This is a genomic window from Flavobacterium sp. FG68 (genome assembly GCF_057808895.1).
In genome coordinates, this window is record NZ_JBMDIY010000002.1 from 39,284 (window position 1) to 53,925 (window position 14,642).

The 14,642-nt window shown below is 35.1% G+C and carries 9 protein-coding genes; 8 read left to right on the forward strand and 1 reads right to left on the reverse strand.

Annotated features, from left to right (window positions below):
- The first annotated feature begins 297 nt into the window (after nucleotides 1-297).
- From ACODSB_RS01525 to ACODSB_RS01550, 6 genes are all read left to right on the forward strand, one after another.
- Entirely contained in the window at nucleotides 298-2,304 is a 2,007-nt protein-coding gene (locus tag ACODSB_RS01525) for a glycoside hydrolase family 97 protein (RefSeq protein WP_488935748.1), read from the forward strand.
- A 125-nt stretch (nucleotides 2,305-2,429) separates the two neighbouring features.
- Nucleotides 2,430-4,001, forward strand: coding sequence for a GH39 family glycosyl hydrolase (locus tag ACODSB_RS01530; protein WP_488935749.1), 1,572 nt, complete (start codon nucleotides 2,430-2,432; stop codon nucleotides 3,999-4,001).
- A 38-nt stretch (nucleotides 4,002-4,039) separates the two neighbouring features.
- Nucleotides 4,040-6,274, forward strand: coding sequence for a glycoside hydrolase family 3 C-terminal domain-containing protein (locus tag ACODSB_RS01535; protein WP_488935750.1), 2,235 nt, complete (start codon nucleotides 4,040-4,042; stop codon nucleotides 6,272-6,274).
- A 1-nt stretch (nucleotide 6,275) separates the two neighbouring features.
- Nucleotides 6,276-7,781, forward strand: a complete 1,506-nt coding sequence (locus ACODSB_RS01540; protein ID WP_488935751.1) for a cellulase family glycosylhydrolase — start codon at nucleotides 6,276-6,278, stop codon at nucleotides 7,779-7,781.
- A 114-nt stretch (nucleotides 7,782-7,895) separates the two neighbouring features.
- A complete protein-coding gene (locus tag ACODSB_RS01545) occupies nucleotides 7,896-9,845 on the forward strand; it encodes a sialate O-acetylesterase (protein WP_488935752.1) in 1,950 nt (649 codons plus the stop codon).
- A gap of 287 nt (nucleotides 9,846-10,132) precedes the next feature.
- Nucleotides 10,133-12,541, forward strand: coding sequence for a glycoside hydrolase family 95 protein (locus ACODSB_RS01550; protein ID WP_488935753.1), 2,409 nt, complete (start codon nucleotides 10,133-10,135; stop codon nucleotides 12,539-12,541).
- Between the two features lie 145 nt (nucleotides 12,542-12,686).
- Here ACODSB_RS01550 and ACODSB_RS01555 read toward each other — a convergent pair whose 3' ends face one another.
- Entirely contained in the window at nucleotides 12,687-13,235 is a 549-nt protein-coding gene (locus ACODSB_RS01555) for a CvpA family protein (protein WP_488935754.1), read from the reverse strand.
- Nucleotides 13,236-13,285: 50 nt separating this feature from the next.
- On the opposite strand from ACODSB_RS01555, the gene ACODSB_RS01560 reads away from it, so the two are divergent.
- Nucleotides 13,286-14,071, forward strand: coding sequence for a hypothetical protein (locus ACODSB_RS01560; RefSeq protein WP_488935755.1), 786 nt, complete (start codon nucleotides 13,286-13,288; stop codon nucleotides 14,069-14,071).
- A 160-nt stretch (nucleotides 14,072-14,231) separates the two neighbouring features.
- Complete coding sequence (locus ACODSB_RS01565) at nucleotides 14,232-14,588, forward strand: hypothetical protein (protein WP_073485692.1); 357 nt, start codon at nucleotides 14,232-14,234, stop codon at nucleotides 14,586-14,588.
- Nucleotides 14,589-14,642 lie beyond the last annotated feature (54 nt).

The following is a 14,642-nucleotide window of genomic DNA, read 5'->3' on the forward strand; positions in this document are numbered from 1 at the left end:
AGGGACTAAACCAAATTTAGAAAACATATAGTCCCTAACGGGACACTGTAAACGGATTTCTCTTTTTTTCTACCGATATAAAATCTCTACGAGATAAGAAAATGTAAAAAAATATAAACATCAAATTCAGCTATGTTTGTTTAAACAAATGAAATGCCTTTATAAGTTTAGTAAATCTATGTTTCTATGTGTTTAAAAATCACATACAGCATTAAAAATAAGTTTTTGTTGAGTTTCTAAATCGGGCGAAAGCCTTGCCAACGCCCGATTTATTAAAAATGAATTAAGAAAAATATCATGAAAAAACACCTGATTCTTCCCGCTTTATTACTTTCAGTTTCGATTGGATACAGTCAGAAAAATAAAAGTTCATACGAACTAGCTTCGCCAAACGGACAAAATAAAATCAAATTTGAACTCGTAAAAAATGCTCCGAAATACGCCGTTTCACACGGAAAAACGGAAGTTATTACACCATCAGATTTAGGATTTTTACTGAAAGGAAATGAAGATTTCAGTTCAAATTTTGAAATTAAAGGAACAAAAACTTCTACGTTTGACGAAACCTGGGAACAAGTTTGGGGAGAAAAGAAAAATATTCGAAATCATTATAATCAGTTATCTGTAGAATTACAGCAAAAAAGCGGAAACAAACGTAAACTGGAAATTCAGTTTAGAGCTTTTGATGACGGAGTTGCTTTCAGATATGTATATCCAAAACAAAATGTAAAAGACAGTATTTTCATTATGGATGAAAAAACGACTTTTAATTTAAAAGAAGATGGAAAAGCATGGTGGATTCCGGCCAACAGAGAAAACCGTGACGAATATTTATTTGAAGCTGCACCGGTTAGCAAACTGGACACGGTTTTAACTCCACTTACAATAGAAAGCAAAAGCGGATTAGCCTTAAGTTTTCATGAAGCAAACCTAATTGATTACGCCAGTACAACTTTGGTAAATAATGTTGGCACACAATTAAAAACAGATTTGGTTCCTTGGGCAGACGGCGTTAAAGTTCGTGTAAAAGATACCTTCACTTCATCTTGGAGAACCATTCAAATTGGTGAAAAACCAGCAGATTTAATTATGTCTTATTTGATTTTAAATCTGAATGAACCAAACAAATTAAAAAACACAAACAGCTATTTCAAACCATACAAATATTTAGGAATTTGGTGGGGAATGCACATTGGAAAATATACTTTTTGGGAAAGCGACAAACAAGGCGCAACTACAAAACATGCCGAAGAATATATTGATTTTACTGCAAAAGAAGGTTTTCATCATTTACTGATCGAAGGCTGGAACAAAGGCTGGACGCCGGGTTGGTATGAAAACCGTATGCACATGTTTAGTTTTACCCAAAATGCTGACAATTTCGATTTAGAAAAAGTAGTCGAGTACGGAAAGAAAAAGAATATCGAATTAATTGGTTATCACGAAACAGGTTCAAACCTGATTAACTATTTAAAACAAGTTGACGAAGGTTTTGCTTTATACAAAAAACTCGGAATTCATACTGTAAAAATTGGTCACGTAGGTTCTAAATTGAATATGAAACAAATGCACTTTGGGCAATTTGGAGTAAATTATTTCAGATATATTTTAGAAAAAGCGGCACAATATGATTTAGCCGTTTTATACCACGAATCAATAAAAGATACCGGAGAACGCAGAACTTTCCCAAACATGGTTTCGAGAGAAGCAGCGCGCGGACAAGAATATAATGCATGGAGCGAAGGAAATCCGCCGAATCATTTAAGCATAATTCCGTTTACAAGATTACTTTCTGGGCCAATGGATTTTACACCGGGAATTTTTGATGTTGAAGTAAAACAAGGATATCCGGGAAAAAGAATTCAGGGAACAGTTGGGCAGCAATTGGCGATTTATGTAACGACTTATTCTCCAATTCAAATGCTTGCTGATCTTCCTGAAAACTACGAAGGAAAACCAGCGTTACAATTCTTAAAAGACGTGCCGACAGATTGGGAAGATACAGAAGTGTTGAACGGAGAAATTGGTCAATACATCACAACTGCACGTAAAGACAGAAACAGCGCCGATTGGTTTTTAGGAAGTATCACAAATGAAAACCCAAGAGAACTTGAAATTTCACTTTCTTTTTTAGATAAAAACGCAACTTATGAAGCACAGATTTATGCTGATGCCGAAGGAACAGATCAAAAACACAATCCGGAAGCAGTGGCAATTTCAAAGAAAACAGTAAAAGCTTCCGATTCACTAAAATTAAAATTAGGCGGAGCAGGAGGAACAGCAATTAGATTTAAAAAATTGTAATTACGCATATTCAAACCCGACAGGTTTTTAAAACCTGTCGGGTTTACTCAACACAACGATTACCCGCAACGTAATTCGTAGAGACGCACAGCAGTGCGTCTAACACAATGTAATTCCGAACAGATATGAAAAGAATTTTTATACTACTGGTTTTAATTCATTCAATCCAAATTATTGGACAAAATAACAATGCTGAAAACCGAATCATAAAAATCGACTACAATAAAGAAGCAGGAAAATTAAACACCATGTTTAAAGAATGCATTGGTGCAGGAAGAGCAAACGAAGGTTTACGCGCCGACTGGCAGGAACAACTGGCGTTGGTAAAAAAAGAATGTGATTTTAAGTACATCCGAATGCACGGTTTATTGACCGATGATATGGCGGTTTATCGCGAAGACGAAAAAGGAAATCCCGAATACAATTTTCAATATGTTGATGTTTTGTTTGATTATATTGTGAGTTTAAAAATGAGACCTTTTGTAGAATTAGGTTTTATGCCGAATGCTTTGGCAAGCGGAAAAGAAACTATTTTTTGGTGGAAAGGAAATGTAACGCCTCCAAAAGATTATAAAAAATGGGAAGATTTAATTCAAAATTTAACCCAGCATTTTACAGAACGATACGGAGCAGAAGAAGTAAAAACATGGTATTTTGAAGTTTGGAACGAACCCAATTTATCACCAGGTTTCTGGACAGGAACACAAGCCGATTATTTCAAATTATATGAATATGCGGCGCGTGCAGTAAAAAATGTAAATAAAGAATACAAAGTCGGTGGTCCTGCTACTGCGGGAGCAGCGTGGGTTCCTGAAACAATTGATTTTTGTGCGAAGAATAATGTTCCAATCGATTTTATTTCAACACATACTTACGGTGTAAAACACGGATATTTGGATGAATTCGGAACTTCGGGAACAATTTTAAGTCAGGATGAATTCAGCGTAACCGGCGATATTTTAAATTCCAGAAAACAAATTACAGCTTCGGCAAAACCAAATTTAGAATTGCATTATACCGAATGGAGTGCTTCTTATACGCCAGCAGATCCAATTCACGACAGTTATCATTCTGCAGCGTATATTTTGCAAAAAATAAAACAAGTTGGCAATGCCGCAAATTCCATGTCTTATTGGGTTTTTACTGATATTTTTGAAGAAGCCGGGCCAAGATTTACACCTTTTCACGGCGGTTTCGGATTACTGAATACACAGGGAATTAAAAAGCCAGCTTATTTCTCCTATTATTTAATGAACAAATTAGGAGAAACAGAACTTCAAAATACAGATAAAAATTCGTGGATAACTAAAAATGAAAAAGGCGATGTACAACTTTTGTTCTGGGATTTTACCAATACACATCCCGGCGATAAAGTTTTAAACCAAACCTATTATCTTCAGGATTTACCGTCGAAATCAAAAGGAATTGTAAAAATCGAATTAGACAATTTGGCAAAAGGAAAATACGATTTAGAAATTTACAAAGTCGGTTATAAAACACACGATGTTTATGCCGATTACTTGGCAATGAAAAGTCCAAAACAGTTAAGTAAAGAACAGGTAAAATTGCTCAAAGAAAAAAATAACGATTGTCTGCTTTCTACAGAAAAAATAAAAATAGATTCAAAAGGAGCATTCAATAGAGATATTTCAATTAATGAAAATGATGTTTATATGTTTAGATTTGTAAAACAGTAAACTAACTATAAAATCTAAAAACTAAAAAACCACAATCAATGAAAAACAAATTTATATACTTCTCGGCGGCACTGGCAGTGATGCTGTTTGTTTCGTGCAAAAATGAAGTACAAAATTCAGATGCTGAATCAGCTCAAAAAGAATATTTAGGAAAAGAAATCGGTACAGAACATGATGCCGAAATAGATAAATTAATTTCTCAAATGACACTTGAGGAAAAAGTTGGAATGCTTCACGGTAACAGTATGTTTGCCAATGCGGGCGTAAAACGTTTAGGAATTCCGGAATTAAAAATGGCCGACGGACCGCTTGGTGTTCGTGAAGAAATTTCACGCGACAATTGGGCTCCGGCAGGATGGACAAACGATTTTGCAACTTATTATCCAGCAGGCGGCGCTCTGGCAGCAACTTGGAATGCAGAAATGGCGCATACTTTCGGAACTAGTTTAGGAGAAGAATTGCGTGCAAGAGATAAAGATATGCTGCTTTCTCCGGCAATTAATATGGTAAGAACGCCACTTGGTGGAAGAACTTACGAATACATGTCTGAAGATCCGTTTTTGAATAAAAAAATCGCAGTGCCTTTGATCGTTGGTTTACAGGAAAAAGATGTAATGGCATGTGTAAAACATTTTGCAGCAAACAATCAGGAAACCAATCGTGATTATGTTGATGTACAAATTGACGAGCGTACACTTCGTGAAATTTACCTTCCGGCTTTTGAAGCTTCGGTAAAAGAAGCAAAAGCATACAGCATAATGGGCGCTTACAATAAATTTAGAGGAGAATATTTATGTGAGAACGATTATATGCTAAACAAAATCCTTCGTGACGAATGGGGATTTAAAGGAATTGTGGTTTCAGACTGGGCTGCGGTTCATTCTACAGCAAAATCATTAAAAAACGGTTTAGATATTGAAATGGGGACACCAAAACCTTTCAACGAATTTTTCTTAGCCGATAAATTAATTGCTGCGGTAAAATCTGGTGAAGTTTCAGAAAAAGAAATTGATCTTCATGTAAAACGTATTTTACGAGTTTTATTCCAAGTTAAAGCAATGGGCGGCGGCGAACGTACAAAAGGAAGTATCGCAACCGAAGCACATTACCAAGATGCTTATAAAATTGCTGCAGAAGCAGTTGTTTTATTGAAAAATGAAAACAACGCATTGCCATTAAAATTAGACGGAGTTAAATCTATCGCTGTAATTGGAAACAATGCCACAAAGAAAAATGCTCTTGGCGGATTTGGTGCGGGAGTAAAAACAAAAAGAGAAATTACGCCTCTTGAAGGTTTAAAAAACAGGCTTCCATCTTCAATAAAAATCAATTATGCCGAAGGTTATTTAGAGCGTTACGACGAAAAAAATAAAGGAAATCTAGGAAACATCACATCAAACGGTCCGGTAACAATTGATCAATTAGATCCGGCAAAAGTTCAGGAAGCAGTTGAAGCTGCTAAAAATTCTGATGTTGCGATCATTTTTGCAGGCTCAAACCGTGATTACGAAACTGAAGCTTCAGACCGTAGAGATTTGCATTTGCCTTTTGGACAAGAAGAATTAATTCAGAAAGTATTGGCAGTAAATCCAAAAACAATTGTAGTTTTTGTTGCCGGAGCGCCTTTTGAAATTGAAAATATCAGCAAAAAATCGCAAGCTGTAGTTTGGTCTTGGTTTAACGGTTCTGAAGGAGGAAATGCTTTAGCCGATGTTTTATTAGGAAAAGTAAATCCGTCAGGAAAATTACCTTGGACAATGCCTAAAGCAATTATGGATTCTCCGGCGCATGCCACAAACAGTTTCCCTGGAGGAAAAACAGTAAATTATGCTGAGGGAATTTTAATTGGATACCGTTGGTTTGATACAAAAAATATTGCGCCTTTATATCCTTTTGGTTACGGATTATCATATACTACTTTTGGTTTTGAAAATGCGAAAGCAGATAAAACTGATTATGCGCAAAATGAAACAATCTCAGTTTCTGTTGAAGTAAAAAACACAGGAAAAGAGGATGGAAAAGAAGTAGTTCAATTATACGCTTCAAAATCAGGTTCTAAAATTACCCGCGCAGCACAAGAACTAAAAGGATTCTCAAAAGTTTTAGTAAAAGCAGGATCTTCGCAAACAGTTACAATTAAAGTTCCGGTAAAAGAATTAGCTTATTATGATGTTACTGCCAAAAAATGGACAGTTGAGCCAGGAAAATACACTTTAAAAGTGGGGAATTCTTCAAGAGATATTAAAAAAGAAATTCCTGTAACAATCAAATAAGATGAAAAATACAATTAAAACTTATTTTTTAAGTACTCTTTTATGCTTTTCATTTTTGAGTCTTTGGGCTTGCAGTTCTGATAAAGAAGGAGAAAAAGCAGCGGCAAAAACACTTACAGTCGACACTAATAAAATTGATTTTGTAAGCAAAGGAAGCGAAGCCAGCGTAAAAATAAATACAAATGTTACGGCATGGACAATTAGTAATCCAAATTCAAACTGGCTTCAGTTAAGTCAGGCGGGAGGAACTTCGGGAACTATTACCGTTAAAATAACAGCTCTGGAAAATACAAGTACCGAAGCAAGAACGGCAACAATTACAATTAATTCAGGCGAAACTTCATCTGTACAAATTGCAGTTACTCAGGCAGGCGCGGCAGTTGTTACGAGTTTATATCCGAGTTACAATACAAACCCAATTACGGCAGATCAATCCGGAATGTCAAGTACTGCTGTACAATTAGCAGCAAAAATAAAATTGGGATGGAATATCGGTAATACTTTAGAAGCAACCGGAGGTGAAACCGCATGGGGAAATCCAAAAGTTACAAAAGCGTTGATTGATGCTGTAAAAGCAAACGGATTTAATGCGATAAGAATTCCATGTTCGTGGAATCAATATTTGGAAAATGCTTCAACAGCAAAAATCAAAACAGAATGGCTCGACAGAGTTAAAGAAGTAGTGCAGTATTGTGTGGACAATGATATGTACGTTGTAGTGAATATTCACTGGGACGGCGGCTGGCTGGAAAATAATATCACCGAAGCCAAAAAAGTCGAAAACAATGCGAAACAAAAAGCTTTTTGGGAGCAAATCGCAACACATTTACGAGGATTTGATGAACATTTACTTTTTGCAAGTGCCAACGAACCAGCAGTTGAAGATGCGGCACAAATGGCAGTTTTAACTTCGTATCATCAAACTTTCATTAATGCAGTTCGTTCAACCGGAGGAAAAAATGCTTATCGTACTTTAGTAGTTCAGGGACCAACGACAGATATTGAAAAAACAAACAAATTAATGACTACTTTGCCAACCGATTCTGCAGCAAACAGAATGATGGTTGAGGTTCATTATTATGCTCCGTGGAATTTTGGCGGTTTAACTAAAGATGAAACCTGGGGAAAAATGTTCTATTATTGGGGAGCAAATTATCATTCCACAACAGATACAGAACGAAATGCAACTTATGGAGAAGAAGCAGATTTAGAGAAAAATTTTAAATTAATGAAAGCGCAGTTTGTTGATAAAGGAATTCCGGTTTTGTTAGGAGAATTTGGAGCAATTCGCAGAACGACTTTAACCGGAGATGCCTTAACTTTACATTTAGCTTCGAGAGCGTATTATTTAAAAACGGTGGTAAAAACAGCAAAAGCAAATGGATTATTACCTTTTTATTGGGACGAAGGAAGCATAGAAAATAATGGTTTTGGAATTTTTAAAAGAAGTGATAATTCCGTTTTCGATACTCAGGCCTTAACCGCTTTAAAAGAAGGATTACAGTAAAAAAGTTTTTATAAACCATATAAGTGATATAAGTAAAATTAAGTTTTTTGTCAGCATTGAGCTTAAATTATCTTATATCACTTATATGGTTTAAACAATTTAAATTTAGAAGAAATGAAAAAATGTATTGTATTTATTTTTCTGATAATAAATGTTTTAGCTAATGCAAATGTCACAATGCCCTTGCTGTTTTCTGACGGAATGGTGTTGCAGCGCGACAAAAAAATCCCAATTTGGGGTTTTGCCGATGCAAATGAAAAAATAGAGGTTCATTTTAACAAACAAATACAAAAAACAACTGCCGATAAAAACGGAAAATGGACTTTAAATCTAAATTCTGAAAAAGCGGGCGGACCTTTCGAATTAATAATTATCGGAAAAAATAAAATCACGATCAAAAATGTTTTGGTTGGTGAAGTTTGGATTTGCAGCGGACAATCGAATATGGAATTTCAGGTTTTTAAAACGATAAATGCCGAAAAAGAAATCGCCAATTCTGATTATCCAATGATTCGTCATTTTGGCGTTGCGCAGGATTTAAGCGGAAAACCAAAAGACGATTTAAAAGCCGAAAAATGGGAAGCAGCAAATAAAGAAACTGTTGGCAATTTTACAGCAGTTGGATATTATTTCGCCAGAAAATTATATGCCGAATTAAAAATCCCAATTGGAATTATTAATACTTCTTGGGGCGGAACCAATGTTGAAACCTGGACAAGCCGCGAAGCATTTCAAAAAAGTGATGATTTCAAATCTATGATTGCTGAAGTTCCTTCGTTAAATGTAGATTCTATTTCGAAATTGTATGCCAAAAACATGAAAGAAAGAGTCGAGAAAATTCAGGGAACGCCGGTAAGTACAGATAATGAAAACACTTTTAAGGATTCAGAATTCAACGATTTATCTTGGGGAGAACTAAATACACCGAGTTTATGGGAAAATCAGCCTTTAGGTGATTTAGACGGCGTGGTTTGGATGCGAAAAACGATTACACTTTCTGCAGAAGATATAAAAAACAAAGCAACACTTTATCTTTCAAAAATTGATGATGAAGACATTACATACGTTAACGGAATCAAAGTGGGTAAAAACGCACAATACGATTTCAAACGTATTTATGAAATTCCGTCAAATGTTTTGAAAGAAGGAAAAAATGTAATTTCGGTTAGAATTGTAGATAATGGCGGCGGCGGTGGAATCTACGGCGATGCAGCCGATTTAAAACTAAGTCTCGGCAGTAAAAATATTCCGCTTGACGGAAAATGGAAATTTAAAGTTATTACTGTAAAAACAGCATTATCACCAAACAGTTATCCGTCGTTGTTATACAATGCCATGGTAAATCCGCTGGTTCCGTACGCTATTGAAGGCGTTTTATGGTATCAGGGCGAAGCCAATGTTTGGAGAGCGAAGCAGTACAAAAAAGCATTTCCGTTAATGATTACAGACTGGCGAACAAAGTTTAAACAAGGTGATTTTCCTTTTTATTTCGTTCAATTATCAACTTTCAATGAGTTCAACGGAAACAGTAAAACAGGAAGCCGTTGGGCAGAACTTCGCGAAGCACAGTCTGAAACTTTAAAACTGCCAAATACAGGAATGGCGGTTACGACGGATATTGGAAATGCAAAAGACATTCATCCAACAAACAAACAAGATATTGGATTGCGTTTGGCGGCAGTTGCTTTAAATAATATTTATGGCAAAAAACAAGTTCACAGCGGACCAACTTATAAATCGCAGGAAATAAAAGGAAATCAAATTATTTTGACTTTCGATAATATTGGTTCGGGATTAACGGCTTCAGATAATTCAGAAAACCTAAAAGGATTCGAAATTGCAGGTGCAGACAAAGTTTTTCATTCCGCGAAAGCGATAATAAAAGACAACAAAGTAATTGTATCAAGCGATCAGGTTCAAAATCCCGTTGCAGTTCATTATGGCTGGGCAGATGACGATACCGAAATTAATCTTTTCAACAAAGAAAAATTCCCGGCATCGCCATTTAGAACTGATAATTGGGAAATGATTACGGCGAATGAAGTTTACAAAGTGAGTAAATAGTTTTTGGGCGTGACCATATCCTGATAAGCGGGCAAATTTTCTTTGCGCTTATTCGCCCACTTATCAGGATATGGTCGGGCTATCCGCGCTACTTCGGTAGCCAGCTCCTATCCCTCACGCATACTCAACGCCTTTTATGTCATTTCGACGAAGGAGAAATCTTCGCGAGTAGCTCGACAAAGTTTGTATTATTGTTGCGGAGTTTCTTGCGAAGATTTCTCCTTCGTCGAAATGACAAGTCTGTGGTAATATTGGTTAAAATATCCAAAACAAAAAACAACAAGCCTATGAATCCAAAAATCATCATAAAAACATTTCTCTTTTTACTTTTCGCCTCTTACTACACAAACATTTCGGCACAATCGAAAAATGTTTTATGGTACGATAAGCCTGCTGATTTCTTTGAAGAAAGTTTGGTTTTAGGAAACGGAAAAATGGGTGCAACGGTTTTTGGAGGTGCAAATTCAGATAAGATTTATTTGAATGATGCGACGCTTTGGTCGGGAGAACCTGTGAATGCAAAAATGAATCCGGAAGCGTATAAAAACATTCCCGAAATTCGCGAAGCATTAAAAAATGAGAACTATAAACTGGCCGAAGAATTAAACAAGAAAGTTCAGGGAAAAAACTCCGAATCTTATGCACCTTTAGGAACATTAGAAATCAATAATGCTGAAAAAGGAAAGGCGGTAAATTATCATAGAGAACTGGATATTTCGAACGCCATTTCGAAAGTAAGTTACGAAATGGCCGGAATAAAATACACCCGTGAATATTTTGTTTCGGCTCCGGATCAAATTATGGCAATCAAATTAACAGCCGACCAAAAAGGAGCTTTAAACTTTGATATCAATTTAAAAAGCCTTTTACAGTCAACTGTTGAAGTAAGAAATAATATTTTGGTAATGACCGGTTCTGCACCCATTCATGAAAATGCCGGATATACTGTTTCTCCAAAATATCTGGAGATAAAAGACAGAGGAACAAAATTCACGACTTTAGTCCAAATCAAAAAAACGGACGGACAAATTACAAGTTCCAGAGAAACACTAACTTTAAAAGATGCGACGGAAGCGATTATTTATGTTTCTGTAGCCACAAGTTTTAATGGTTTTGACAAAAATCCAGCAACTGAAGGTCCTGATGATGTAAACATTGCATTGCAAAATTTGAACAAGGCGTTTGCAAAACCTTTCGACAAATTAAAAGAAAATCATATTGCCGATTATCAAAAATTCTACAATCGTGTAACATTAGATTTAGGCAAAACCACAGCACCAGATTTACCAACAGACGAACGTTTACTGCGCTACGCTGACGGGAAAGAAGATAAAAACCTCGAAATTCTCTATTTTAATTACGGACGCTATTTATTAATAAGTTCTTCAAGAACATTGGGCGTTCCGGCGAATTTGCAGGGAATTTGGAATCCGTATTTGAATCCGCCTTGGAGCAGTAATTATACGATGAATATTAATCTCGAAGAAAATTACTGGCTGGCAGAAAACACGAATCTTTCAGAAATGCATTTGCCGCTTTTGAGTTTTATAAAAAATCTTTCGGTAACCGGAAAAGTGACAGCAAAGACTTTTTATGGTGTAAACGAAGGCTGGGCGGCGGCGCACAATTCTGATATCTGGGCAATGACAAATCCTGTTGGGCAATTTGGAAAAGAAGAACCAATGTGGGCTTGCTGGCCAATAGCGGGCGCTTGGTTAAGCACACATATTTGGGAACATTATATTTTTACGCAGGATGAAGCTTATTTAAAAAAAGAAGGTTATCCTTTAATGAAAGGTGCAGCCGAATTTTGTTTGGGCTGGCTGGTAACAGATAAAAATGGAAATTTAATTACATCGCCATCTACTTCGCCAGAAAATCAATATAAACTAGCAGACGGTTTTATTGGTGCTACATTATATGGAGGAACTGCCGATTTAGCTATGATTCGCGAATGTTTTGATAAAACAATTAAGGCTTCAAAGGTTCTTAATATTGATGCTGATTTCAGAAAAAAATTAGAAACAGCATTGGCAAAACTTTATCCGTATCAAATTGGTAAAAAAGGAAACCTTCAGGAATGGTATTTTGACTGGGAAGATAATGATCCGAAACATCGTCATCAATCGCAGTTATTCGGACTTTTTCCGGGTGATCATATTACGCCTTTAAAAACTCCAGATTTAGCCGAAGCTTCGAGAAAAACACTCGAAATAAAAGGTGATGAAACCACGGGCTGGTCAAAAGGCTGGAGAATTAATCTTTGGGCAAGACTTTGGGACGGAAACCGTGCTTATAAAATGTTCCGCGAATTACTGCGTTATGTTGATCCGGACGGAAAGAAAACGGAAAAACCAAGAAGAGGCGGAGGAACTTATCCGAATTTATTCGATGCGCATCCGCCATTTCAAATTGATGGAAATTTTGGTGGAGCCGCAGCAGTTGCCGAAATGTTAGTGCAGTCTAATGAAAATGAAATTAGATTATTGCCTGCTTTACCAGATGCCTGGGAGCAAGGTTCTGTAAAAGGAATTTGCGCAAGAGGCGGGTTTGAATTAGAAATAATTTGGAACAATAAGAAACCCGAAAAAGTGATTGTTTCTTCTAAAAAAGGAGGGAAAACAACTTTAATTTTTGGAGATAAAAAACAAGATATTACTTTAAAGAAAGATGATAAAACAGAAATAAATTTCTAAATATTATTTTGAACCTATTGTCATCCTGAGCGAAGTCGAAGGCTCGATTAACATAAAAGGGCTTCGACTTCGCTCAGCCTGACACACTAATTAACAAACCCGACAGGTTTTTAAAACCTGTCGGGTTTACTTTGCGCAAAGAATATTATTCTTTTTTAGAAGGATCTTTTTCTTCTTCAGATTTCTCAGCCTGTTTTTCTTTAAAAGTTTCGTACCATTTTTCAATAGATGGATAAACAAAAGCCGCAACTTTTTTTACCGGATTATAGAAAATAGATTTATCTAGAGTTTCCTTTTTAGCGAAAGTATTATTGAAGTTGATTTTTTCAAACAAAGCAATAAAAATACTTAAAATCAGGATTGTTTTTAAGATTCTGAAAAAGCCTCCGCCTAATTTATTCATCCATCCCAGCATTGCAAAATCAGCAATTCCGGTTAATATTTTAGCAAGGAAATAAACACCAATTACAACCAGAATAAAAGTTAAGATAAAAGCAGTAATTTGAATATTAGTAGGATTCCATGAAACATGTTTTGAAATCATGCCTGCTATTAAAGAAGAAAATTTAATCGCAAGATAAATTCCCAATAAAAGTGAAATAAAAGAAGCAACTTCTACAAAAAGCCCGTTTTTAATTCCTTTGTATAAACTGTAAATTAAAAGTGCGGCAACGATAATATCAAAAAAACTCATGATAAGGTTATGAAATGGATTATATTTCTATTTTTGTAAAAAATACCACAATGAGAAAAAACCTGTTAATCAAAATTTTAGCTGTTATATTATTTACATCTTGTTCAAACGACAACGGGGACAAAGATAATACAGTTGATCCAAAATCAATTCTGATAAAAAAAATAACTGAAACCATTTATTTTTCGAACGATTCTGAAACTCAAACATTAAATTTTTCATACGAAAATAATATTTTAAAAAGTGTTACTTCGGGTAAAAACAGATCTGAGTTTTTATATAACGGAGATAAAATCAGTAAGGTAAATTATTTTAAAAATGATATTGCGAATGGTTCTACAACATTTTATTATGATGGAGATCTTTTAGAATATACTTTATCAGGAGCAAATCAAGATGAGAGAACTGAGTATTGGTATAAAAATGGAATTCTTGCTTTACAAAAATCAGGTTACTTAACAGGTGGAAATTTTGTAGTTCAGGAACAATCAATATATTCTTTTGATCAGAATAAAAATGCGATGGAAATTACTGAGAAATCATCTTTATTTGGACCTGAAACTATTTCTAAAAACAAATATTTTTATGACACTAAAAACAACCCGATGAAATTTATGAATAAATATTATCGACTTGTTTTTGAGACAGAAGGCTTTGACGGAATATCTAATAATAATGTTACATCAAGAGAATATTATTATCCTGTTACAACTGAAACTCCTGTTTATTATAATTTTGAAATAACGTATAATGCTGATGACTTTCCAATTGAGATAAAAAAGATCGCAAAATCGAATAATTTTGTGATTTCAAAAACGGTTATTGAATATCAATAAACAAGCAGACTTTCGGTAATATTATTTTAAAATCCTATATTTTTTATTTTTGGTATGATTGAAATTTGAACTGCGTATCTTTGCAGCTCTAATTTAAGACTTCAGATTGCAGATTTTAGATTTTAAATCAGCAATCTAAAATCTAAAATCATAAATAAAAATGTCTAGAGATACACAACTAAAAGAGCGCTGGGAAAAGCTCGTCGATATACTTTCAAATCAATTTTCGCAAGGCGAAGACTTAGATTTAGATGCCATAATTTACCTAATTGGAGTTCAGGAACTCGGAAAAGTGCACCGTGAATTCAAAAAAGATGAAAAATTAAACTTAATGCATATTGCAATCTGCAGATTGCTTGAACCTTATGGATTTTATGAATTTGATTTTTTTGATGCTGAAGGCTGGCCGCATTACAAAGTAAAAGAACAATTGCCTCCGCTAAAAGCCGGAGAACAATCTGTTTTAATGAAAGAAGCAATTGTAAATTATTTTTTAGAAAGAAAACTAATAGAGTAATTTTTAGTTTGCAGTCGCAGTCTCAGTTTTCAGTCGATTGAACTGAAAACCGAA